Annotated in this window: 21 protein-coding genes; 15 read left to right on the plus strand and 6 right to left on the minus strand. The window is 63.4% G+C overall.

Annotation, left to right across the window (positions count from 1 at the left end):
* Positions 1–64 precede the first annotated feature (64 nt).
* Genes ACJA3S_RS24340 through ACJA3S_RS24350 form a run of 3 tightly spaced genes read left to right on the plus strand, consistent with a single transcriptional unit; the run spans position 65 to position 3,779 of the window.
* Entirely contained in the window at positions 65–1,366 is a 1,302-nt protein-coding gene (locus tag ACJA3S_RS24340) for a M16 family metallopeptidase (RefSeq protein ID WP_406820270.1), read from the plus strand.
* Entirely contained in the window at positions 1,359–2,726 is a 1,368-nt protein-coding gene (locus ACJA3S_RS24345; RefSeq protein ID WP_406820271.1) for a M16 family metallopeptidase, read from the plus strand. Before ACJA3S_RS24340 ends, ACJA3S_RS24345 begins: the two co-directional genes overlap by 8 nt.
* Positions 2,727–2,786: 60 nt before the next feature.
* The gene (locus tag ACJA3S_RS24350) at positions 2,787–3,779 is read left to right on the plus strand and encodes a hydrolase (protein WP_406820272.1); all 993 of its coding nucleotides are present in this window, start codon (positions 2,787–2,789) and stop codon (positions 3,777–3,779) included.
* A gap of 49 nt (positions 3,780–3,828) precedes the next feature.
* Here the strand turns inward: ACJA3S_RS24350 and ACJA3S_RS24355 are convergent, their stop codons facing one another.
* Positions 3,829–4,683: a sulfurtransferase gene (locus tag ACJA3S_RS24355; RefSeq protein WP_406820273.1), complete on the minus strand. Its 855-nt coding sequence runs from the start codon at positions 4,681–4,683 to the stop codon at positions 3,829–3,831.
* 34 nt (positions 4,684–4,717) lie between these two features.
* On the minus strand, positions 4,718–5,383 hold the full coding sequence (locus ACJA3S_RS24360; RefSeq protein ID WP_406822306.1) for a TetR/AcrR family transcriptional regulator: 666 nt from the start codon (positions 5,381–5,383) through the stop codon (positions 4,718–4,720).
* Positions 5,384–5,533: 150 nt separating this feature from the next.
* Between ACJA3S_RS24360 and ACJA3S_RS24365 the strand changes: the two genes are divergently transcribed.
* The 5 genes from ACJA3S_RS24365 (at position 5,534) to ACJA3S_RS24385 (ending at position 10,027) form a co-directional block, all read left to right on the plus strand.
* A complete protein-coding gene (locus ACJA3S_RS24365; protein WP_406820274.1) occupies positions 5,534–6,964 on the plus strand; it encodes a coniferyl aldehyde dehydrogenase in 1,431 nt (476 codons plus the stop codon).
* A 10-nt stretch (positions 6,965–6,974) separates the two neighbouring features.
* Complete coding sequence (locus ACJA3S_RS24370) at positions 6,975–7,460, plus strand: twin-arginine translocation pathway signal protein (RefSeq protein ID WP_406820275.1); 486 nt, start codon at positions 6,975–6,977, stop codon at positions 7,458–7,460.
* 18 nt (positions 7,461–7,478) lie between these two features.
* A complete protein-coding gene (locus tag ACJA3S_RS24375) occupies positions 7,479–9,077 on the plus strand; it encodes a GMC family oxidoreductase N-terminal domain-containing protein (protein WP_406820276.1) in 1,599 nt (532 codons plus the stop codon).
* Positions 9,078–9,188: 111 nt separating this feature from the next.
* A complete protein-coding gene (coaD, locus tag ACJA3S_RS24380) occupies positions 9,189–9,668 on the plus strand; it encodes a pantetheine-phosphate adenylyltransferase (protein ID WP_406820277.1) in 480 nt (159 codons plus the stop codon).
* Positions 9,669–9,775: 107 nt separating this feature from the next.
* Positions 9,776–10,027, plus strand: coding sequence for a YfhL family 4Fe-4S dicluster ferredoxin (locus tag ACJA3S_RS24385; RefSeq protein WP_013974644.1), 252 nt, complete (start codon positions 9,776–9,778; stop codon positions 10,025–10,027).
* A 155-nt stretch (positions 10,028–10,182) separates the two neighbouring features.
* Here ACJA3S_RS24385 and mutM read toward each other — a convergent pair whose 3' ends face one another.
* The gene (mutM, locus tag ACJA3S_RS24390; protein ID WP_406820278.1) at positions 10,183–10,995 is read right to left on the minus strand and encodes a bifunctional DNA-formamidopyrimidine glycosylase/DNA-(apurinic or apyrimidinic site) lyase; all 813 of its coding nucleotides are present in this window, start codon (positions 10,993–10,995) and stop codon (positions 10,183–10,185) included.
* 3 nt (positions 10,996–10,998) lie between these two features.
* A complete protein-coding gene (locus ACJA3S_RS24395) occupies positions 10,999–11,817 on the minus strand; it encodes an HDOD domain-containing protein (protein WP_406822307.1) in 819 nt (272 codons plus the stop codon).
* A gap of 191 nt (positions 11,818–12,008) precedes the next feature.
* On the opposite strand from ACJA3S_RS24395, the gene ACJA3S_RS24400 reads away from it, so the two are divergent.
* From ACJA3S_RS24400 to ilvD, 4 genes are all read left to right on the plus strand, one after another.
* Entirely contained in the window at positions 12,009–12,548 is a 540-nt protein-coding gene (locus ACJA3S_RS24400; RefSeq protein ID WP_186684202.1) for a type 1 glutamine amidotransferase domain-containing protein, read from the plus strand.
* Between the two features lie 178 nt (positions 12,549–12,726).
* The gene (locus tag ACJA3S_RS24405) at positions 12,727–13,923 is read left to right on the plus strand and encodes a class I SAM-dependent rRNA methyltransferase (RefSeq protein ID WP_170033449.1); all 1,197 of its coding nucleotides are present in this window, start codon (positions 12,727–12,729) and stop codon (positions 13,921–13,923) included.
* Positions 13,924–14,306: 383 nt separating this feature from the next.
* On the plus strand, positions 14,307–15,338 hold the full coding sequence (locus ACJA3S_RS24410; protein WP_406820279.1) for a hypothetical protein: 1,032 nt from the start codon (positions 14,307–14,309) through the stop codon (positions 15,336–15,338).
* Positions 15,339–15,662: 324 nt separating this feature from the next.
* Positions 15,663–17,504, plus strand: a complete 1,842-nt coding sequence (ilvD, locus tag ACJA3S_RS24415) for a dihydroxy-acid dehydratase (RefSeq protein WP_186684200.1) — start codon at positions 15,663–15,665, stop codon at positions 17,502–17,504.
* Between the two features lie 107 nt (positions 17,505–17,611).
* Here ilvD and ACJA3S_RS24420 read toward each other — a convergent pair whose 3' ends face one another.
* Positions 17,612–18,667 carry a haloacid dehalogenase-like hydrolase gene (locus tag ACJA3S_RS24420; RefSeq protein ID WP_406820280.1) on the minus strand — a complete coding sequence of 352 codons (1,056 nt, stop codon included), beginning with the start codon at positions 18,665–18,667 and terminating at the stop codon, positions 17,612–17,614.
* A gap of 244 nt (positions 18,668–18,911) precedes the next feature.
* On the opposite strand from ACJA3S_RS24420, the gene ACJA3S_RS24425 reads away from it, so the two are divergent.
* Positions 18,912–20,303: an L-cystine transporter gene (locus tag ACJA3S_RS24425; protein ID WP_406820281.1), complete on the plus strand. Its 1,392-nt coding sequence runs from the start codon at positions 18,912–18,914 to the stop codon at positions 20,301–20,303.
* A 121-nt stretch (positions 20,304–20,424) separates the two neighbouring features.
* On the opposite strand, the gene ACJA3S_RS24430 is transcribed toward ACJA3S_RS24425, so the two are convergent.
* Positions 20,425–20,940, minus strand: a complete 516-nt coding sequence (locus tag ACJA3S_RS24430; RefSeq protein WP_406820282.1) for a dihydrofolate reductase — start codon at positions 20,938–20,940, stop codon at positions 20,425–20,427.
* Between the two features lie 54 nt (positions 20,941–20,994).
* Between ACJA3S_RS24430 and ACJA3S_RS24435 the strand changes: the two genes are divergently transcribed.
* Together ACJA3S_RS24435 and ACJA3S_RS24440 are read left to right on the plus strand one after the other, a co-directional pair.
* Positions 20,995–22,386, plus strand: coding sequence for a DUF2868 domain-containing protein (locus ACJA3S_RS24435; RefSeq protein WP_406820283.1), 1,392 nt, complete (start codon positions 20,995–20,997; stop codon positions 22,384–22,386).
* Positions 22,379–23,743 carry a GTPase/DUF3482 domain-containing protein gene (locus tag ACJA3S_RS24440; protein WP_406820284.1) on the plus strand — a complete coding sequence of 455 codons (1,365 nt, stop codon included), beginning with the start codon at positions 22,379–22,381 and terminating at the stop codon, positions 23,741–23,743. Before ACJA3S_RS24435 ends, ACJA3S_RS24440 begins: the two co-directional genes overlap by 8 nt.
* Positions 23,744–23,836: the final 93 nt, after the last annotated feature.

Raw genomic sequence — 23,836 nt, forward strand, 5'->3', positions numbered from 1 at the left:
TTACCGCCAAGCCATCCGCCGCCTGGTTGAAGCTGCTCCTTCTTATTGCAGGAGCACTTCAACCATGACCGATCGTTCCTCTCCGCCCGCAGTAGCGAGCGCGGTGCGTTCATTCAGCCTCGACAACGGCTTGCGCATCTACCTGCGTGAAGACCATCGCGCTCCGCTGGTCAGTGCGCAGCTTTGGTATCACGTCGGGTCCAGTTATGAACCGCAGGGCCACACAGGCCTGTCTCACGCCCTGGAACATCTGCTTTTCGAAGGCAGCAGCAAACTAGCGCCGGGCGAGTATTCGGCGCTCATGACTCGCCTGGGCGGCAATCCCAATGCATTCACTAGCTGGGATGCCACCGTGTTCCCGATCACATTACCGGCCAGCCGGGTGGCAGTCGCCCTCGAGGCCATGGCTGATGTCATGGCCAGCGCCACCCTCAGCGATACACCTTTTGCCAGGGAACTGGCCGTGGTGATGGCCGAACGGCGCAGAAATGTCGATGGCAATGCTCTGGCGCTCGCGCTGGAGCATCATCACCTGCTGGCCTATGGTGATTTCGGCTATGGCTCGCCGGTGATCGGCCACAAGGCAGATCTCGAGCATATAACCCCGGCAGCAGCACGAACCTGGTATAGAACCTGGTACCACCCCAACAACTCCACACTGGCGGTGGCCGGCGACATCAGCCTGGCGCAACTGCAAGCACTCGTGACTCGGTACTTTGCTGAAATACCTGCCCACCGTATTCCCCAGCAACAGGTACCAATGGCGCCGGCTACCCTGGCCAGGCGCCAACAAACGCTGCGCCTGCCAGGCCTCTATACCGGTGCACTCCTCGGTTTCAACCTGCCCAGTCAATGCACCGCAGGTTCGGATGCACAAGCCTATGCGCTGCGGTTGCTGCCTGAAATCCTTGCCGATGGGCAGGCCAGCAGGCTGAAACGGCTGCTGGTGCAGGAAGAGCCGCTACTTCAGGGCCTGCGTGCGGACTATGAACCCTGGCAACGCGGCGACAGCATGTTTGCCCTCTACGCCTTCTGCAGCCCGCACGTAGCACCGGAAGCCGCAGCCGAACGACTGATGCTCGAGATCGGCGCGTTTCGTCAGGCCGCGCCCGCCAAACAAGACCTCGAGCGAGCCAAGGCACGGCTGCTGGCCAGGCAAATGTTTGAAAGAGACGCCATCGACAGACAGGCCTTTGCCATCGGCAAGCAGGCAGCCTGCGGGCTGGACCCGGTTGCCCTGGATGACGAACGTCAAGCCATAGAGGCTGTAACAGCCGAACAGGTGGGCCAGGCCGCCTATGACTACCTTACCGAATCGCGAGCGACCATGACCTTCATGCATTCCAAGGAGAGCGCTCATGCATGACTCCCTCCCCCAGCAGCCAGCCGTAGCCAGCAGCATCGGTAGCAACTTGCAGTCCACCCAAGGCCTTGACCTGGACAGCTTCGAAACCTTGCACACGCCGGTCCGCTCCTGGACCACGATGAGCGGCACAGCGGTAAAGTTCATCGAGGTCCATGGGCTGCCTATTGTCGATGTCGTACTGCGTTTCAGGGCTGGCACCAGCCAGGATACCGATCAGTCAGGCCTGGCGGCCCTGACGTTCTACATGCTTGAAGAGGGCAGCCAAAGGCATACAGCTACCGAACATGCAGAGCAGCTGGAACGCCTCGGCGCAATTACCGAACGAGAGATACGCCTGGAGCATGCCACGCTCAGTTTGCGCAGCCTTGCCGACCCCACGAGGCTCGACGCGGCCTTGGAGCTGTTCATCGATCTCGTCGCCAACCCGGCACTACAGCCGCCTGCCCTGGAAAAGATAAAACCACAATTACTAAACCTGAATACCTCGCGCGAACGGCAGCCTGGCGTAAAGGCTCGCAACGAGACGTTCCGCCATATGTTCAGTGGCCATCCTTATGGCAATCGTTTGGGCAGTACCCCGCAGGGTATAGAATCGGTAACCGTGGATGATCTTCGCCGGTTCCATCAACGCGCCTATGCTGCCAGCAATCTTGAGGTGGTCATGGTAGGGGACCTTTCCTTGAGCGAAGCCCAAGCCATCGCTCAGCGGATCAGCCAGGCCCTGCCGCAAGGTTGGACAGCCGCTGAATTGCCTGCCGTACCGGCGGTAACCAGCGCAACGATCAACATCCAGCAGCCCGGTGCGAGCAGCGCAACGGTGCTAGCCCTGCCGATGAACGTGCCGGCCAGCGACCCTGAGTTTCTGCCCTTGATATTGGCCAGCGAAGTCTTCGCGGGGGGTTACGAGGCTCGTCTGATGATGGAACTGCGCCATCGTCGCGGCCTGACCTACGGTATCCACAGCACGATAGTGCCCCTCAGCGCGGGAGGATTGTTTGCCGTTGAATGGGAAATCGCGCCGCAATACGTCCAAGCTTCCCAGGCGCTGGTGGAAACCTTGCTACGTGAGTTCATTGACGAAGGGCCAAGCCAGGCGGAATTGCAGTTTGCCTGCAAGCGGCTGGCCGGGGACCTGCTGCGTGCCGCTGCACAAAACCAGAGCCTGGCAGCCTTGCTCAGCGAGATCTCCCATCAACGCCAGCCCGCCGATCATCTGAACACCTACGTCGAGCGCATCCGGGCGATCACAGCGGAGGAAGTTCGCTCGGTCATGCGCCGCCGGCTTGACCCCAATCAAAAAGTACTGGTGAGTGTCGGCCCCGGCGTCGAGCAGCAACCGCTGCCGCCTACCGACCAATAGCGCAGGTACAGTGGCGCTGTTTCATGGCACTCTAGGCAGGCACATCACGAGTCGCCCAGCATGCCCAGCTCCAGCGCCACCTTCCGCCCGGCCATCGGCCTGTCCAACCCTCACCTGCAAACCCTGTGGGGGCCTCTGTGGCGCAAGCTGCCCGACCTGCCGCGCAACCGCGAACGATTGTGGCTGGCCGATGGCGACTTCATCGACCTGGACTGGCACGGCCCGCACCAACCCCATGCTCCCCTGGTACTGGTGCTGCACGGGTTGACCGGCTCATCGCATTCGCCCTACGTCAAAGGCTTGCAGCAAGCGTTGCAAGGCTGCGGCTGGGCCAGCGTGGCGGTGAACTGGCGTGGTTGTTCGGGCGAACCCAACCTGCTGCCGCGCAGCTACCATTCCGGTGCCAGCGAAGACCTGGCAGAAATCGTCAGCCACCTGCGAGCCATGCGCCCCTTGGCACCGCTGTACGCGGTGGGCTACTCGCTGGGGGGCAATGTGCTGCTCAAATACCTGGGCGAAAGTGGCGTGGCCAGCCAGCTGGAAGCCGCAGTGGCGGTGTCGGTGCCGTTTCGTCTGGACCACTGCGCTGACCGTATCGGCCAGGGTTTCTCGAAGGTGTACCAGGCACATTTCATGCGCGAGATGCTGGCGTACGTGCAACTCAAGCAGCGGCACTTTCACGACAACGGCCTGCATGAGCGGCTGGCAACGCTGCAACGGCTGGAACCACTGGGCAAGCTGCGCACCTTCTGGGACTTCGATGGCAAGGTCACTGCACCGCTGAACGGCTTTCGCGACGCGCACGACTACTATCGCCGTTCATCGAGCCATTTTTTCCTCGGCCGCAACCGCACGCCGACACTCATCATCCATTCCAGCGACGACCCATTCGTTTCAGGCCACAGCCTGCCCACGGCGCGTGAACTGGCGCCGCAGACCCGTTTTGAACTGCACAGCCGGGGTGGCCATGTGGGGTTCGTCGATGGCAGCCTGCGCAACCCGGGGTATTACCTGGAACGGCGGATTCCGCAATGGCTGTTGCAAGGCCAGTAGAGCAGTACCGGCCTGATCGCCAACAGGCCGGCGATCAGGCCGGTACTGCTTATTCGCCAGTCGCTACGCCATGCGCCGGGTCGTTGATCCACTCACTCCACGATCCGGCATACAGCTTGCCCAGCGGGTACCCCGCCAGGGCCAGGGCAAACAGGTTGTGACAGGCGGTCACGCCTGATCCGCAATAGGCAACCAGCTGCTCCGGCGCACGCCCCGCCAGCTTCTCGGCAAAGCGCTGCCTGAGCTGCTCCGCCGGCAGGAAGCACCCGTCAGCCCCCAGGTTGTCGGTGAACGCTGCGCACTGGGCGCCTGGGATATGCCCCGCCACCGGGTCGATCGGCTCCACTTCCCCGCGAAACCGCGGCAAGGCACGCGCGTCGAGCAAAGTCAGGTCATCTGCACCCAAGCGCTTGGCCAGATGCCCGGCATCGATCAGCAGCTTGGCGTCCGGCTCACCTGCGAAGGTGCCTTCCCGCTTGGCTGGCGGGTCGAGGCTCAGCGGCAGGTGTGCCGCATGCCAGGCCTTCAGCCCGCCGTCGAGGATTGCCACACCGCTGCGCTTGCCCAGCCAGGCCAGCAGCCACCACGCCCGGGCGGCAAAGGCACCGGGGCCGTCGTCGTACAGCACCACCTCGCTGTCATTGTCCAGGCCCCACTCGCGCAGGCGTTCGACCAGCCGGCGCGCATCGGGCAATGGGTGGCGCCCGGTGCGTCCTTTGCTCACCGGCCCGCTCAGGTCACGCTCCAGATCGGCAAAATGCGCCCCGGCAATGTGCCCCTGGGCATAGCTGCGTTGGCCATAGTCCACATCCTCCAGAGCAAAGCGGCAGTCGAGTATCACCAATTTGGGCGAGCCCAGACGCTCGGCCAACTGCTGCGGGGTGATCAATTGCGCAAGGGGCATGACAATCTCCTGATCAATGGCACTTGGGCCCCAGCTACTGCTCCAGGGCCTGGTTGAACGGTACATGGAACTCCTGGCACAGGGCATCCACGGCATTGCGGGCATTATCGGTGACGAAGCCAAGCTCCAGCACCAGCACCTGGTAGACGCCGCGCTTGAATGCCTCCTCCCCCAGGTGTGCTGAATGCTCCCGCGTGGTACTGAGAAACCGTACCCAGGAGGTCAACACGATCCAGGCGTTGATGGTCAGCGATTCGATTTGTGCAGGGGTCATGGCCAGGATGCCCGCCTCGACGAAGCCACGGTATATCGCTTGGCCCTGGCGCAGGCAGCGCTCGGAAAAGCGTCGGTAACGGGCCGCCAGCTCCGGGTCACTGTCCAGCAGGTGCTCCAGGTCCCGGTGCAGGAAGCGGTAGTTCCACATCGCTGCCAGCAGGGCCTTGAGGTAGAAGCGCTTGTCCTCCACGGTCGCCGTGCGGCCTTGCGGTGGGCGCAGGAAGCTGTCCACCAGTTCCTCATATTGGCTGAATAACAGGGCGATGATCGCCTGCTTGTTGGGGAAGTGGTAGTACAGGTTACCGGGTGAGATTTCCATGTGTGCGGCAATATGGTTGGTACTGACGCTGCGTTCACCCTGCTGGTTGAACAACTCCAGGCTGTTCTGCACGATGCGCTCTCGGGTCTTCATGCGCGGCGCCATGCTCGGCTCCCAGTCTGCGGGCTTCATCAAAAGGTCATCTTACGGCGTATCGAGGGTGGAGTGCACCGCCCGAAAGCGCGAAAAAAGTCCCACCATCGGCCGAATTAGAGTATAGGCTCTAGGGATTTCCGGCCCGGACTCGACGCTGCCATGAATACGCCTAGCGCCCTGCCTCTTGTGCAATCCGACACCGACCTGGCGGCGATGTTCGCTGCCCAGCGTCGGGCTTTTGCCGGCAACCCGTTGCCACCCGCAGCGCAGCGGCGGCAATGGCTGAATAGCCTGCGCCAGGCCTTGCTGGCCGGTCAGACGGAGTTGATCGATGCCATCGCCCAGGATTTTGCAGGGCGCAGCGCCGACGAGACCTTGCTGGCCGAACTGCTGCCTTCGGTGCAGGGCCTGCGCCACGCCGAAAAGCACCTGCAACGCTGGATGCGCGCCAGCCGGCGCCGGGTCAGCCTGGCCTTCCAGCCGGCCCGCGCGCAGGTGCGTTATCAACCCTTGGGCGTGGTCGGTATCATCGTGCCGTGGAATTACCCGCTGTTCCTCGCCATCGGCCCGCTGACCGGCGCCCTGGCAGCCGGCAACCGGGTCATGCTCAAGCTCAGCGAAGCCACACCGGCCACGGGCCTGGCGCTGAAACAGCTGCTGGAACGGGTGTTCCCCAGTGACCTGGTCAGCGTGGTGCTCGGCGAGGTCGAGGTAGGCCAGGCCTTTGCTCGCCTGCCTTTCGACCACCTGCTGTTCACCGGCGCCACCAGCGTGGGGCGCCTGGTGATGCTGGCTGCGGCACACAACCTGACCCCGGTCACACTGGAATTGGGCGGCAAGTCACCGGCGATTGTCTCGGCTGACGTAGCGCTGGACAGCGCCGCCGAGCGCATCGCCTTCGGCAAGACGCTGAACGCTGGCCAGACCTGCGTCGCCCCCGACTATGTGCTGGTGCCGCGCGAGCGGCTGCAAGCCTTCAGCGACGCCTACCAGCGGGCTGTGCGCCGGTTGTACCCGCGCATCGCCGACAACCCCGACTACACCGCTATCATCAACCCGTCCCAACTGCAGCGCTTGCAACGGCTGCTGGACGATGCCCGCGCCAAAGGCGCGCAGGTGCTCGACCTGTACCCCGACGAAACCCGCCAGGGCCGGCGCCTGCCACCACACCTGTTGCTGGGGGTGCATGACGACATGCAGGTGATGCAGGACGAGATCTTCGGCCCACTGCTGCCGCTGGTGCCCTACGACGACCTCGAGCAGGCGCTGGCCTACGTCAACCAACGGCCGCGCCCGTTGGCGCTGTACTACTTCGGCTATGACCGCGCTGGCCAGGAGCAGGTACTGCGCCACACCCATTCCGGCGGTGTGTGCCTGAACGACACCCTGCTTCACGTGGCTCAGGACGACCTGCCATTCGGCGGCATCGGGCCTTCGGGCATGGGCCACTACCATGGCCGCGACGGCTTCCTGACCTTCAGCAAGGCCAAGGCGGTGCTGGCCAAGCAACGCCTCAATACCGCACGGCTGATCTACCCGCCTTATGGCAAAGCCTTGCAACGCCTGGTCTACAAGCTGTTCATCCGCTGAGGGGCAGCCCATGCACCGCCGCGAACTGTTGCGTTTCAGCCTGGGTGCCAGCCTCGTGCTGGCCGGCACCAGCCTGGTCGGTTGCCGCGCCGAAACCGCCGCGACCGGCTACGACATCCTGCGCGACGGTGACCTGCCGCTACTGGGTGCGCTGATCCCGGTAGTACTGGCCGGCACGCAGGCCACCGAGACACTGGTGCTGCACAGCCTCGACCACAAGCTGTCGGCGTTGTCGCCAGAAATGCTCAAGCTCACCCGGCAACTGTTCGACGTGCTCAGCCTGCCGCTGACTCGCGGCCCGCTGACGGGAATCTGGGGTGCCTGGGAACAAGCCAGCCCCGCGCAAGTCAGGGCCTTCCTGCAGCGTTGGCAGGACAGCTCACTCAACCTGCTACGCATGGGGCACGCCTCGCTGCTGCAATTGCTGCAGATGGCCTGGTATGAACGCCCTGAATCCTGGGCCGCCTGCGGCTACCCGGGCCCACCGAAGATCTGACAACGAAGAGCAGCGCAGATGCCTGTACCTGACCCGTTTCGCCAAGGCCTGGAGCGTGGCTGGATTACCCACGACGCCTCGCGCCTGGAGCAAGACCTCACCCTGGAGGCCGATGTTGCGGTGATCGGCAGCGGGGCCGGTGGTGCTACCAGCGCGCAGATGCTCAGTGCCGCCGGCTTCAAGGTGCTGCTGATCGAAGAAGGCCCGCTGAAGACCAGCAGCGATTTCCACCTGCTGGAAAACGAAGCCTACGCCAGCTTGTACCAGGAAGGCCTGGGCCGCATGAGCAAGGATGGCGCCATTACCATCCTTCAGGGCCGGGCCGTGGGCGGCACCACGCTGGTGAACTGGACCTCGAGCTTTCGCACCCCGCCCCAGACGCTGGCGCACTGGGCTTCGGCGCACAACGTGAGCGGCCTGGGCGAAGCCCAGATGCGCCCGTGGTTCGAACGCATCGAACAGGAGCTGGGCATCACTCCCTGGGCGCTGCCACCGAATGCCAACAACGACGTGTTGCGCCGTGGCTGCGAGCAGCTGGGCTACCGCTGGGCAGTGATCCCGCGCAACGTGCGCGGCTGCTGGAACCTGGGCTACTGCGGCATGGGTTGCCCGGTTAATGCCAAGCAATCAATGCTCGTGACCCGCATTCCCGCCACCCTCGAGCAAGGCGGCGAGCTGCTCTATCTGGCCCGGGCCGAGCGCTTCGAGCACAACGGCGAACGCATCCTCGGCCTGACCTGCCAGGCGCTGGACAGCCAGGGCCTACACCCTACAGGCCGCCTTGTGCGCATTCGCGCCCGTCACTACGTGATTGCCGGTGGCGGCATCAACAGCCCGGCGCTGCTGCTGCGGTCCGCCGCGCCCGACCCGCACGGCCGCCTGGGCAAACGGACCTTCCTGCACCTGGTGAACTTCAGCGCGGCCCGCTTCAACGAGCGTATCGACCCCTATTACGGCGCCCCGCAGTCCGTCTACAGCGACCACTTCCAATGGCAAGGCGGCGTCGATGGCCCGATTGGCTACAAGCTGGAGGTACCGCCACTGCACCCGGCCCTAGCCAGCACCCTGCTGGGCGGATACGGCGAGGAAAATGCCCGACGCATGGCCGAGCTGCCACATACCCACGTGATGCTGGCGCTACTGCGCGATGGCTTTCACCCGCAAAGCCAGGGCGGCACCGTGGAGCTGCGCGGCGATGGCTCACCCGTGCTCGATTATCCGCTCACTGACTATCTGTACGACGGTTTGCGCCGCGCCTATCGCAGCATGGCGCAAATCCAGTTCGCCGCCGGCGCCACCCAGGTCACCGCCGTGCACAGCGATGCCAGTGCCGCGTCCAGCCTGCAACAGGCCTTGGCCATGATCGACCGCTTGCGCCTGGAGCCGTTCCGCACGCGCCTGGGCAGCGCCCACGTCATGGGCGGTTGTGCCATGGGCGAGGACCCGCGCCAGGCGGTATGCGATAGCCTGGGCCGCCATCACCAGTTGCAAAACCTGTCGATTCACGACGGTTCGCTGTTCCCCACCAGCATCGGCGCCAACCCGCAGCTGTCGGTGTATGCCATCAGCGCCAGGCTCAGCGAGGCCCTGATTGCCCGCCTGGCACACAGCGCATGACAACGAACACGGCCCCTGTCTATAGTGCCATCAGCCGGCCGCATGACTTGGCCGGGCGCAGTCGCTGCGCTACCATCCGACTCCCCAACGCACTCCAGCCAGGATGACGCGATGAACCGAGTGTTGTACCCGGGTACTTTCGACCCCATTACCAAAGGCCATGGCGATCTGGTCGAACGCGCCTCGCGGCTGTTCGACCACGTGATCATCGCTGTGGCAGCCAGCCCCAAGAAAAACCCGCTGTTCGCGCTGGAACAACGGGTGGAGCTTGCCCGTGAGGTCACCAAGCACCTGCCCAATGTCGAAGTCATCGGCTTCTCCTCGCTGTTGGCGCATTTTGCCAAGGAACAGGGCGCGAACGTGTTCCTGCGCGGCCTGCGGGCGGTATCCGACTTCGAGTACGAGTTCCAGCTGGCGAACATGAACCGGCAACTGGCTCCTGATGTCGAGAGCCTGTTCCTCACCCCTTCGGAGCGTTATTCGTTCATTTCCTCGACCCTGGTCCGGGAAATCGCCGCATTGGGTGGTGATATCAGCAAATTCGTCCACCCGGTGGTGGCCGACGCGCTGACCGAACGCTTCCGGAAGTAAGCCAGACAGCTGATTGTCGCGCCCGCGTGCACTGCGGGCGCGAATGCGGCACAATTGTGCCCACTGCGTTGAACATGCCCGGGCGCTGAGCCCCGGCCGGAGTCCCCATGTCCCTGATCATCACCGACGATTGCATCAACTGCGACGTCTGCGAACCCGAGTGCCCGAACGAGGCCATCTCCCAAGGCGAAGAGATCTACGTGATCGACCCTAACCTGTGCACCCAGTGCGTGGGCCATTACGACGAGCCGCAATGCCAGCAAGTCTGCCCGGTCGACTGCATCCCGCTGGATGAAGCGCACCCGGAAACCGAAGAAGAGCTGATGGCCAAGTATCGCCGGATTACCGGCAAGGCCTGAACCCACCGGCCTGCGCGGCACCTGTAGGAGCGGCCTTGCGTCGCGATGGGGCGCGCAGCGGCCCCAGGAATTTCAGCTCAGCTGCAGAAGTTGCCGGGGCCGCTGCGCGCCCCATCGCGACACAAGGCCGCTCCTACCACCTACAGCGAAACGCCTCAGCGTTGGCAACGCGGGCAATACACGCTGGCCCGCTGCCCCAGCTTGACCTCGCGCAATTGCGTGCCGCACACCTTGCATGGCTGCCCGCCCCGCCCATACACGAACAATTCCTGCTGGAAGTACCCCGGCTGGCCATCACCGCCGATGAAATCGCGCAAGGTGGTACCGCCCTGCTCGATCGCCGCCGCCAGCACCCGCTTGATCTCGATGCTCAGCTTCAGGTAGCGCGCCCGTGAGATCCCGCCTGCCGCGCGGCGGGGGTCGATGCCGGCGGCAAACAGGGCCTCGGTGGCGTAGATATTGCCCACCCCCACCACCACGGCGTTGTCCATGATGAACGGCTTGACCGCCATCGAGCGCCCGCGGGACAGCTGGAACAACCGCTCGCCGTCAAACAGATCGGTCAGCGGCTCCGGGCCCAGGCGCAGCAGCAGTACGTGGTTGAGCGGGTCCTGGCTCCACAGCATCGCGCCAAAGCGGCGCGGGTCGGTGTAACGCAGCATCAGCCCCGATTCCAGTTCGATGTCGACGTGCTCATGCTTGGCTGCCGGCAAGCCCAGCTCGACCAGGCGCAGGTTGCCCGACATGCCCAGGTGGCTGATCAGGGTCCCGACCTCGGCGTTGATCAGCAGGTATTTGGCGCGCCGCTCGACACTGACGATGCGCTGCCCCGACAGGCGCACATCCAGGTCTTCGGGAATCGGCCAGCGCAGGCGCCGGTCACGCACCACCACCCGGCTGACGCGCTGGCCCACCAGGTGCGGCGCGATACCGCGCCGAGTGGTTTCTACCTCGGGTAATTCCGGCATGTGTCAGTGCCCGCCCAACTCGCGAATGTTCTGCTTGAGGTTTTCGAAATCGTATTCCGACAAGCCGATGTAATCGAGCACCAGCGGGCCGACCACGCGCCACTCGTGGTCTACCGACTGGTTGCCCAGCACCCGGTAAGAGGCGCAGATGTGCTCGGCCATCTTCAGCACCGCCAGCAGGTTCTTCTGCTGGCTCTGGGTGTTGCGCGAGCTTTCGTCGCGGAACACCGCCAGGGCATTGTGGTGGTTGGCGATGGCCGCGCTGAGGTGTTCGGGCAGCCGCCAGGACTTGGCGGTGAAATAGCCGACCACCGAATGGTTGGTGTTGAAAGCACGGTTTTCCGTGTCGACGATCCGGGTTTCCTCATCGGCCGTGGCATAGGCCTGCTCCAGCACCTCCATGTAGTTCGGGAAGCGCTTGAGCATCAGCGGCACGCCACAGTCGTGGAACAGGCCGAGGGTATAGGCCTCGTCCGCAGGCTGGATGCCGGTGCGCTTGGCCAGGGTCAGGCAGGTCATCGCCACATCCTGGGCAGTGTCCCAGAAGCGATTGAGGGTGACGATGGTCTCGTCGCTCATTTCGCCCTTGATCGACTGGGCGTTGATCAGGTTGATGATCGAACGGCTGCCCAGCAGGTTCACCGCGCGCTGGATCGAACCAATCTTGTTGGAAAGGCCGAAATGCGGGGAGTTGACCAGCTTGAGCAAGGCGCCCGAAAGGCCCGGATCCTGGGAAATCAGCTTGGCGATGGTTTCCAGGTCCGGGTCAGGCATGTACTGCTCGAACTGCAGATCGACCATGATCTGCGGTTGCGGCGGGATGGTGATGCCTTGCAAGGCTTGCTGGATCTGTTCGGCGCTGAGTTCCTGGGACATACGTGCATACTCGTTCGGGACGGGCGATTCTAACCTTCTAGACCGGCAAGGGACCAACCACTGAATCGTAACGCCGGAACTTTCCTTGAGCGCCACGGGCCTCTTTTTTCACACCCATCGAAAAAGGAGCAAGGCCCATGAGTGCGGAACTGAATGGCAAGCGCGTGGCCTTTCTGGTCACCGATGGCTTCGAGCAGGTGGAGCTGACCGGGCCCCGCGAAGCCCTGGAACAGAGCGGCGCGGTCGTGGATATCCTCAGCGACCGGGAAGGCACTGTACGGGGTTGGAACCATGACCGGCCGGCGGATGAATTCGCCGTGGATGCCACCTTCGAAGGCGCCCACCTGGACCTCTACGATGCCTTGGTGCTGCCCGGCGGCGTGCAAAATTCTGACACGATTCGGCTCATCCCTGCCGCGCAGAAACTGGTGAAAAGCCACGACTCGGCCGGCAGGCCGCTGGCGGTGATCTGCCACGGCGGCTGGTTGCTGGTGTCATGCGGGTTGGTCAAGGGCAAGCGGATGACCAGCTACAAGACCCTGCAGGACGACATTCGCAATGCCGGGGGGGAATGGGTGGATGAAGAAGTGGTGGTCGATGGCAACCTGATCAGCAGCCGCAAGCCCGATGACATTCCGGCGTTCAGCCAACAGTTGATCAAGGCACTGGCGGCCTGATTGCCGCTAGCGGGCTCATCGCTGGCAAGCCAGCCTCCGCAGGTAAGGCGCACGCCGTCAAGGCGGTGCAGCCCATGGGGTGGCTGGCTTGCCGGCGATGAGGCCGCAGTTTGTCGAGCCTGACACCGATAGACAGGCAGACAGGCTATAATCCCGCTCTTTTTTCCGGAGCGACGTCATGTCCCTGCCCAGCCTTCGCCTCAAAGCCAATGCCGACCGCCGCCTGCGCGCCGGCCACCTGTGGGTCTACAGCAACGAAGTCGATGTCACCGCGACCCCGTTGCAGGGCTTCCAGGCCGGCCAGCAGGCCGTTCTCGAGGCAGCCAACGGCAAGCCGCTGGGCATCGTTGCACTGAGCCCGAACAACCTGATCTGTGCCCGCCTGCTGTCGCGCGATGCCAAGCTGCCGCTGGACAAGTCGCTGCTGGTGCACCGCCTGAACGTGGCCCTGTCGCTGCGCCAGCGCCTGTTCGAGCAACCGTGCTACCGCCTGGTCTACGGCGACTCCGACCTGTTGCCAGGCCTGGTGGTCGACCGCTTCTTCGACATCCTCGTGGTGCAATTGGCCTCGGCCACCATGGAAGCCCACAAGGACGACGTGATTGCAGCCCTGGTGCAGGTGCTCAAGCCCAGCGGCATCCTGTTCAAGAATGACTCCTCTGCGCGTGACGCCGAAGGCCTGCAGCGTTATGTCGAGACCGTCTACGGCGAAGTGCCGGACTGGGTGCCGCTGGAAGAGAACGGCGTCAGGTTCGAAGCCCCGGTGCGTGAAGGCCAGAAGACTGGCTGGTTCTATGACCACCGCATGAACCGTGCCCGCCTGGCACCGTACGTGAAAGGCAAGCGCGTGCTCGACCTGTTCAGCTACATCGGTGGCTGGGGTGTGCAGGCCGGTGCCTTCGGCGCCAGCGAAGTGTTCTGCGTCGATGCCTCGGGCTTCGCCCTCGATGGCGTGGAGCGCAACGCCGCACTGAACGGCATCAGCGAGAAGCTGACCTGCATCGAAGGCGACGTGTTCGAGGCCCTGCGTGAATTGAAGGCCGCTGAAGAGCGTTTCGACGTGATCATTGCCGACCCACCCGCCTTCATCAAGCGCAAGAAAGACCTGAAGAACGGCGAAGCGGCCTATCGCCGGCTGAACGAACAGGCCATGCGCATGCTGACCAAGGACGGCATCCTGGTCAGCGCCTCGTGCTCGATGCACCTGCCTGAAGATGACCTGCACAACATCCTGCTGACCAGCGCTCGCCACCTGGACCGCAACCTGCAGTTGCTCGAACGCGGCGGCCAGGGCCCGGACCACCCGGTGCACCCGGCGATCGCCGAAACCCGCTACATCAAGAGCATTACCTGCCGGTTGCTGCCAAACAGCTGACCCACTGCACGGGGTGGGCTGGCCCACCCCTGCGTGCTCGTCAGATATCCAGCACTTGCGAGGCGATCCCGAATACCCCCCCGCAGCGTCGGCAATCGAGGTTACCAGCGGCCCGCTGGCTGTGACAGGAGGTTTCAGAAGCGCCTTACCTGCAGTCGGCAATTTGCTCGAAACCACCGTCGGGACACATGTTCATTCCTTCGCCGCGCCAGCAGCGTGAAATCGGGCGATTCATGTCAAGGCCTCGGCTCGCTTAGCCGAGACCGACTCACCATCATGTGACTTGCAGACAGGTGTACACCTAGCATTTTTGCCAGTTGTTTCCATCATGCCACTGCACTCCAATACAGCTTCTTATAGATGCACGTCTGGAGATCACTACCATGACCAATCTCACAAATAAGAATGCCCTGGATGCTGCAACACTCAAAGAAGCCAACAACGAAAATTTCGTACCTCTCGAAGCGCTGAACGCAGGCGTTACCGTCATCATCCCATGGTCGGAACTTTTTAAACTCGGCGACCACATCTCAATGCAACTACAGAGTAATTTCTCGAGCGAAAACAGCCATTTATTCATACAATCCGAACACATTGGAAAACCCATCGAGCATGTATATCCAGCCGAACGACTAGCTGAGTTTCATGGAAGATCCGTTACCCTGGCATACCTAAATAGCAGCCTCCCCGAAATAGATCCGCCCACTTCACAATATGATTTCGGCGCCAGATTCTACCTGCCTGTAGTGGAGGATGTCCGTGAGGGCACCCTCCCTTGGGAGGCAGTGGAAAATGGCTTTAGCGTAACGATCCCCACCTTTCCGGAGGCACAAAAAACCGATAAAGTCCGGCTCTTCTTGGTAGGTTCCTATCCATCTTCAAGTATCATCCTGGAGACTCAAATCGAGGACACGAGCAAGCCTGTCATATTCAGCATCGACAAGGAAACGTCTCGCCACACAAGCGGCGGCGAAGTCTACGTCATTTATCAAGTTATTCGTGAAGACAAAGTCTTCACATCCCCTTCCCTCAGCTTCATCAGCGAGGCCCGAATTTCGTCGCCCACCCCCGTTCACTTGGTTGATACAGGCTTATGCAATCCTGACCTTATGGATCGGATAGAGAATGGCGACCAAACCTTTCCATTCACGGTGGACTTCGGCTCTGCCCTCAGCGAGGGCGATGAACTTTTCCTGCTCGCACTGAATAGCTCGAAAATACATAATGCAATTACCAGCACCCTCATTCATGAATATACAAATCGAGTAGAGCTAGCGCTACCAGGGCCACTCCTTGTCTACATGAGCACATTCAAACTCGTAGCCCTTGTGCGCAACGGTTCGCTTACCCATGCTTCTAATTTACGCTGGGTCATGGTGGAAGGCTCAAGAGCGCTTGTTAAACCTGTTCGATAGCACGACATAGCTGCCAGTGCTGCATGCCGGCCCTGGCAGCTTGAGGGACGTTGGACTGCCTGCTCACGACGCAATCAAATGCTTCGGCCAGCAGGCCGACGCCACCGCCAAGTCACATCTTCATTCCCTCGCCGCGCCAGCGGTGTAGAATCGGCCTATTCATCGCCAGTCATCCCCGGCGGGTTTATGAGCTCTGGCCAGGCACGCGGCGATCCCGCGCAGTCCCCGGCCCCATCCGTGCCAGTGGCAACCGGCCTGCGGTACAAAGGACCAGAGAAGCTCACTCCCCTTTTTGTGACCTGATTAAGCCGCCAGGAGTGTTTCATGCCTGATTACCGTTCGAAGACTTCCACCCAAGGCCGCAACATGGCCGGCGCCCGTGCCCTGTGGCGCGCTACCGGGATGAAGGACGAAGACTTCAAGAAACCGATCATCGCCATCGCCAACTCGTTCACCCAGTTCGTCCCTGGCCACGTGCACCTGAAGGACCTGGGCCAGCTGGTCGCCCGCGAGATCGAACGCGCCGGTGGCGTGGCCAAGGAGTTCAACACCATCGCGGTCGATGACGGCATCGCCATGGGCCACGACGGCATGCTGTACTCGCTGCCAAGCCGCGAGATCATCGCCGACGCCGTGGAGTACATGGTCAACGCCCACTGCGCCGACGCCATCGTGTGCATCTCCAACTGCGACAAGATCACCCCCGGCATGCTGATGGCCGCGCTGCGCCTGAACATCCCGGTAATCTTCGTTTCCGGCGGCCCGATGGAAGCCGGCAAGACCAAGCTGGCCAGCCATGGCCTGGACCTGGTCGACGCCATGGTCATCGCGGCCGACTCTTCGGCCTCCGATGAAAAGGTCGCCGAATACGAGCGCAGCGCCTGCCCGACCTGCGGCTCGTGCTCCGGCATGTTCACCGCCAACTCGATGAACTGCCTGACCGAAGCCCTGGGCCTGGCCCTGCCGGGCAACGGCTCGACCCTGGCTACCCACGCCGACCGCGAGCAGCTGTTCCTCACGGCCGGCCGCACCATCGTCGAGCTGTGCAAGCGTTACTACGGCGACAACGACGAGTCGGTACTGCCGCGCAACATCGCCAACTTCAAGGCGTTCGAGAACGCCATGATGCTCGACATCGCCATGGGCGGCTCGACCAACACCATCCTGCACCTGCTGGCCGCTGCCCAGGAAGCCGAGGTGGCGTTCGACCTGCGCGACATCGACCGCCTGTCGCGCAAAGTGCCGCAGCTGTGCAAGGTGGCGCCGAACATCCAGAAGTACCACATGGAAGACGTGCACCGCGCCGGCGGCATCTTCAGCATTCTCGGTTCGCTGGCCCGTGGCGGCCTGCTGCACACCGACCTGCCGACCGTGCACAGCCGCAGCATGGAAGAAGCCATCGCCAAATGGGACATTACCCAGACCGATGACGAAGCCGTGCACACCTTCTTCAAGGCAGGCCCTGCCGGCATCCCGACCCAGACCGCGTTCAGCCAGTCGACCCGTTGGCCGAGCCTGGACCTGGACCGCGCCGAGGGCTGCATCCGCAGCGTCGAGCATGCCTACTCGCAGGAAGGCGGCCTGGCCGTGCTGTATGGCAACATCGCGCTGGATGGCTGCGTGGTGAAAACCGCCGGTGTCGACGAATCGATCCTGGTGTTCGAAGGCACCGCGAAGATCTTCGAGAGCCAGGACAGCGCTGTGCGCGGCATCCTCGCCGACGAAGTGAAGGCCGGCGACATCGTGATCATCCGCTACGAAGGCCCGAAAGGCGGCCCGGGCATGCAAGAGATGCTGTACCCGACCTCGTACCTGAAGTCCAAAGGCCTGGGCAAGGCCTGCGCCCTGCTCACCGACGGCCGCTTCTCGGGCGGTACCTCGGGCCTGTCGATCGGCCACGCGTCGCCGGAAGCCGCTGCTGGCGGCGCCATCGGCCTGGTGCGCGACGGCGACAAGATTCTGATCGACATCCCCAACCGTTCGATCAACCTGCAAGTCAGCGACGAAGAACTGGCCCAACGCCGCGTCGAGCAGGACAAGAAGGGCTGGAAGCCTGCCGAAGTGCGCCCACGCAAGGTGACCACCGCGCTGAAGGCCTATGCCCTGCTGGCGACCAGTGCCGACAAGGGCGCTGTGCGTAACAAGGCGATGCTGGAAGGGCTTTGAGGCCTGACAGAGAAAAAAAAGAACCGGCGCCCTGAGCGCCGGTTTTTTCTGCCTGCAAGGCCCTTTCGCGGTTTCAGCCGCGAAGAGGCCGGGACAAGCCCCAAGGCTTACTGAATCTGCTCCGGTGTCACGACCACCCAGTTCTTGTCCGCCGTCACCGGCAAGCCTTCCTTGGCCTGCGCAGCCGCATTCCTGGCAATCATCCCGTTGATCTGGTCCATGTACTTGGCCTTGCGGTTGATCCACAGGTGGATACCGCCCTTGTCCACGTCCACGCCATGGAACTGCATGTAGCCGTCGCTGGTTGGCGTATCACCGCCCACCAGTACCGGCTTCTTCCACTCATCGATATAGGTCAGGATGGCCGCGTGCTTGCCGGCCATCCAGGTGGCCGGGGTCCACAGGTACGGGGTCAGTTCCAGCCCGATGTTGGCCTTGGCATCGTAGTGCCCGGCAGTGATCTGCTTGCGCGCGGTGGTCAGCTGGCCATTGGCGCGGTCCTTCAGCAGCAGGCTCACACCAATCACATTCTCCGGCTTCACGTTGTAGCCATACTTGGGGTCGGACGCGACCATGCGCACCAGTTCCTCGGAGGCGGCGGAAATCACGTAGACCTCGATACCGTTCTCCATCAGCTTGTTGTACAGCTCAGTCTGGCCGGTGAAGACCTTGGGCGGCTGCACCTCGATGGTCTTGACCTGGTCGCCTTCGTAGTAGGTGCTGGGGATCGGCTTGCCGGAGGCCATCATCTCATCCACCTGCACCTTCAGCTCCTGCAGGGTGAAGCCCGAGAACACCTGGGCTACCCACGGGTAGCAGACCATGTCGTCGACTTCGCACAGCCGGTAGTAATAACTGAACAGGCTTTCCTTGTGGTCGGCGGTGTCCTTGAATGGCATCAGCTTCAACGAGGGGTCGAGCTTGTCGCGGGTCAGCAGGCCCTTGTTCTCCATGAATGGCAGCAAGGCCTCTTCAAGGTCGTAACGGTAGCTGGTGTTGTCCATGTCGAACACCGCGTAGTTACCCTTGTTGGCATTGGCGGCGATCAGGCTGTCGAGCTGCTTGGCGGCCTCGGCCGGCCAGTGTTTGAGCTCGGTGGCGAAGGTTTCGATACTGAACAGCAGGGACAAGGCGGCAGCGACAGCTTTCGGAGCAAATTTCATCTACGAATCTCCTGAAATGACCCCGAAACGCTAGTGCAACATCCGCCGTCGACGGCCTTTCATAACGACCCTCATGCAGCTGCAAACGCCGCGTTCATTGCCATCCGCGACAGCGTGTTATTCCATAAACGACTATGCACATTCCATATGCGTATAAATTCGTTTGTTTTCAGGCTGTTAGCATTTCCGTTCGCAATCGCTCACAGAGGCGATACCTCTTTTGCCTTCTACCGCTGGAGCTTCAATGAACCTGCCGCTGTCCCTTAATCTGCTGGCATTCCTGGCCTTGTTGCTGGGCCTGGCGCAAACCCGCCGCAGCCACTGGAGCCTGGCCAGGAAAGTCCTGCTGGGCTTGGTGCTGGGCGTGGTTTTCGGGCTGGGCCTGCACACGCTGTATGGCGCAGGCCACCCGGTGCTCAAGGCCACCATCGGCTGGCTCGACCTGGTCGGCAACGGCTATGTCGGCCTGTTGCAGATGATCGTCATGCCGCTGATCTTCGCCTCGATCCTCAGCGCCGTGGCGCGCCTGCACAATGCCTCGTCGCTGGGCCGCATCAGCGTGCTGAGCATTGGCACCCTGCTACTGACCACTGCCATCGCGGCATTGATCGGCATCGTCCTGACCAACCTGTTCGGCCTCAGCGCCGAAGGCCTGGTGGCAGGCGCCCAGGAAAGCGCACGCATGCAGGTCATCCACAATGACTATGCCGGCAAGGTCGCCGACCTCAACATCCCGCAGCTGCTGCTGTCGTTCATCCCCAGCAACCCGGTGGCTGACCTGGCACGGGCGAAACCGACCTCGATCATCAGCGTGGTGATCTTTGCCGTATTCCTCGGCCTGGCCGCGCTGCAGCTGATCAAGGACGATGCCGAGAAGGGCCAGCGTGCGCTGTTGGCCATCGACACCCTGCAGGCCTGGGTGATGCGCCTGGTGCGGGTGGTGATGAAGCTGACCCCGTATGGCGTGCTGGCGTTGATGGCCAAGGTGGTAGCCAGCTCGAACCTGCAAGACATCGTCAAGCTGGGCAGTTTCGTGGTGGTGTCGTACCTGGGCCTGGCACTGATGTTCGTGGTGCACGGCGTCATTCTCGCCGCCAGCGGTGTGAACCCGCTGCGCTTCTTGCGCAAGGTGTGGCCGGTGTTGACCTTCGCCTTCACCAGCCGCTCCAGCGCCGCCAGCATTCCGCTGAACATCGAAGCGCAAACCCGCCGCCTGGGCGTGCCGCAGTCGATTGCCAGCTTCAGCGCCTCGTTCGGCACCACCATCGGCCAGAACGGCTGCGCCGGCCTCTACCCTGCCATGTTGGCGGTGATGGTGGCGCCTGCGGTGGGCATCGATACCTTCGACCCGCTGTGGATCGCCACCTTGGTGGCCATCGTTACCCTGAGCTCGGCAGGGGTGGCAGGCGTGGGTGGCGGGGCGACGTTCGCCGCATTGATCGTGCTTCCGGCCATGGGCTTGCCGGTGGAACTGGTGGCGTTGCTGATTTCGGTCGAACCGCTGATCGACATGGGCCGTACGGCGCTGAACGTGAACGGTTCGATGACTGCGGGCGTGGTGACCAGCCAAATGCTGAAAGAGACCGACAAGGATGTGCTGGCCGGCGATGAGCATGCCGAATTGAGTCATTCCTGACCGATTGCCGGGGGGGCGCGTTGCGCCCCTGTCGCGACACAAGGCCGTTCCTACAGGGAAACGCGTACCCGGTGTAGGAGCGGCCTTGTGTCGCGATGGGCTGCAAAGCAGCCCCAGAATCTCAAACCCTGTCCCAAACCTCAAAGTGGTACGCAGGCTTACCTTCCTCAGCCTGCGCCTCGCTTGACACCAGCTGCCACTGCCCCTGATCAAACTCGGGGAACCAGGCATCTCCTTCCGGCGCCAGTTCCACCCGCGTCAGGTACATCCGGCTGACCAGCCCCTTCTCCAGCGCCTGCGCATACAGCTGCGCCCCACCAATCAGCATCAGTTCATCGACACCGTTCTCACGCGCCCACTGCTCGGCGCGGACCAGGGCATGTTCCAGCGAGCCAAACACCTCGGCACCGGCCAGCTCCAGCCCTGCCTGGCGGCTGACCACGATGTTCAAGCGCCCGGGAAGCGGCCGCCCCAGGGAGTCCCAGGTCTTGCGCCCCATGATGATCGGCTTGCCCAGGGTGGTGGCCTTGAAGTACTTGAAATCCCCCGGCAGATGCCAGGGCATGGAGTTGTCGATGCCGATCACGCGGTTTTCGGCATGCGCCGCGATCAGGCTGAGGGGGAGTGATGTATTCATGCCAGCGAGGATAGCATCGGGCGTGTGGGTTATGCTTCTGCCCTGACCTGTGCAATGGAAGACCTTGTGACTGCTCCGACTTTCCTGGACAAGCGCTGGCTCACCGAAGCGGTACGCCTGCGCGAGGACCATGCCGGCCCCCTGGAGGACCAGGAAGCCAACCGCCGTGCGCGCCAAGCGGGAGGTGACCTGGCGACCCGCATTGAAACCCGTGCACTGTTCCTGGCTGAACGCGACGGCATGAGCGTCGCCCTGCGTCATTGGAAACAGGGCGCGCGCCTGGCGCTGCTGGCCTTGCTGATACTGGCCGTGCTCAGCGGCGCGGGGCTCGCCTTGGCGGCCCTCGGTGACGGGCAGCGCCCGGTAAATGTGTTCTGGGCGTTGGGCAGCTTGCTCGGGCTTGACCTGCTGATGCTGCTGGGCTGGGCCATTGGCTTTGCCGCCAGCGGCGAATATGGCGCCGGGCTGGGCCGCCTGTGGCTGTGGCTGAGCGAACGCTTCGCCCGTGACGCCAGGGCCACGCACCTGGCCCCGGCACTGCTGGTGCTGTTGCAGCGTCAGCGCCTCAGCCGCTGGTTGCTCGGCCTGCTGGTGCACGGGCTGTGGCTGCTGGCGATGATCAGCGCGCTGGGCATGCTGCTGGCCTTGTTGGCCACCCGCCGCTATGGCTTCGTCTGGGAAACCACCCTGCTCGCTGCCGACCCGTTCATCCACCTGACCCAGGCCTTGGGCGCCCTGCCCTCGCTGCTGGGCTTCGCCGTGCCCGACGAGGGCATGATCCGCGCGAGCGGCGACAGCTTGCCGGCCCTGGACCTGGCACGGCAGGCCTGGGCCAGCTGGCTGCTCGGCGTGGTGCTGGTTTATGGCCTGCTGCCGCGTCTGCTGCTGGTCGGGTTGTGCCTGTGGCGCTGGCGCCAGGGCCGTGAGCGCCTGGCGCTGGACCTCAGCCTGCCCGGCTACGCGCAGCTGCGTGAAGCGCTGATGCCACGCAGCGAACGCATCGGCGTACAGGACGCCGCGCCCGATGCATTGCCGGCGTTCACCGCCGGCCAGCTGGAAAGCGGCAGCAGCGGCGCACTGCTGGTCGGCCTGGAACTGGACGACCAGCGCCCCTGGCCACCCGCATTGCCGAAAAGCGTGACCGATGCCGGTGTGCTCGATAGCCGTGAATCGCGTAACCGGCTGCTGGAGCAGCTCAGCCGCTTCCCCCCGGCACGCCTGGCCATTGCCTGCGACCCACGCCGCTCACCCGACCGTGGCAGCCTGGCGTTGCTCGCCGAACTGGCGCGCAATGCCGGCGCAACCCGCATCTGGCTGTTACAGGCCGCACCGGGCCAGGCCCTGGACGCGCAGCGCCTGGGTGACTGGCACGAAGCCCTCGACCGGCTTGGCTTGCCACATGCCGATACGTCGCCACTGACCTGGCTGGAGCATGGCCATGACTGAGCCCCTGAAACTGGCCGTGGTCGGCCACACCAACGTCGGCAAGACCTCGCTGCTGCGCACCCTGACCCGTGACGTTGGTTTCGGCGAGGTATCCCACCGCCCCAGCACCACCCGCCATGTGGAAGGGGCGCGGTTGTCGGTAGACGGTGAGCCCCTGCTGGAACTGTACGACACCCCTGGCCTGGAAGACGCCATCGCCCTGCTCGATTACCTGGAACGCCTGGACCGCCCAGGCGAGCGCCTCGACGGCCCCGACCGTCTGCAGCGTTTTCTGCAGGGCAGCGAAGCGCGCCAGCGTTTCGAACAGGAGGCCAAGGTGCTGCGCCAGCTGCTGGCCAGCAATGCCGGGCTGTATGTGATCGATGCCCGCGAGCCGGTACTGGCCAAGTACCGCGACGAGCTGGAGGTACTGGCCAGCTGCGGCAAGCCGCTGCTACCGGTGCTCAACTTCGTCGCCAGCCACGCGCATCGCGAGCCGCAATGGCGTGAAGCCCTCGCCCGCCTTGGCCTTCACGCATTGGTGCGGTTCGACAGCGTGGCCCCGCCAGAGGATGGCGAGCGCCGCTTGTACGAAAGCCTGGCGCTACTGCTGGAAAACGCCCGCCCGGCCTTGCAGCGGCTGATCGACGACCAGCAGGCGCAGCGCCTGGCTCGCCGGCACAGCGGCAAGCGCCTGATCGCCGAACTGCTGCTGGACTGCGCCGCCTGCCGGCGAAGTGTCGAGGCCGAGCCGGCGGCCGAGGCCCGGGCCATCGAGGCGCTGCGGCAAGAGGTACGCCAGCGCGAACAGCGCTGTGTCGAAGCGTTGCTCAAGCTGTATGCCTTTCGCCGCGAGGATGCCCATGCCAGCGACCTGCCGCTGCTGAATGGCCGCTGGGGCGATGACCTGTTCAACCCCGAAACCTTGAAGCTGCTGGGCGTGCGCCTGGGCAGTGGTGTGGCCGCCGGTGCTGCGGCGGGTGCCGGGGTGGACCTGCTGGTCGGCGGCCTGACACTGGGGGCTGCCGCCCTGGCCGGGGCGATTGCCGGCGGCGCGCTGCAGACGGCGCGCAACTATGGTTCACGATTGATGGGCAAGCTCAAAGGCAAGCGCGAACTGACGGTGGACGATACCGTGTTGCGCTTGTTGGCCTTGCGTCAGCAGCAGTTGATGGTGGCGCTGGAAAACCGAGGGCATGCAGCGCAGGACAGCATTCGGCTGGGCGAACTGGATGAGAAGGCCTGGCGGGAGGGCAAGTTGCCGGAGGCGCTGGGCAAGGCGCGAGCGCATCCGCAGTGGTCCACGTTGAACCCTGGGGCGAAGCTGAATCAGGCCGAGCGGCAGGAGCAGTTGGAGGCGCTGGTTTCACAATTTTGAGTGGGCAGGTCTGGCCTCTTCGCGGGCATGCCCGCTCCCACAGGCATCTCACATTCCTTGACATGTGCGCTATTCCTGTGGGAGCGGGCCTGC

It is taken from the genome of Pseudomonas sp. KnCO4, assembly GCF_045344305.1.
Taxonomy (GTDB): domain Bacteria; phylum Pseudomonadota; class Gammaproteobacteria; order Pseudomonadales; family Pseudomonadaceae; genus Aquipseudomonas; species Aquipseudomonas anuradhapurensis.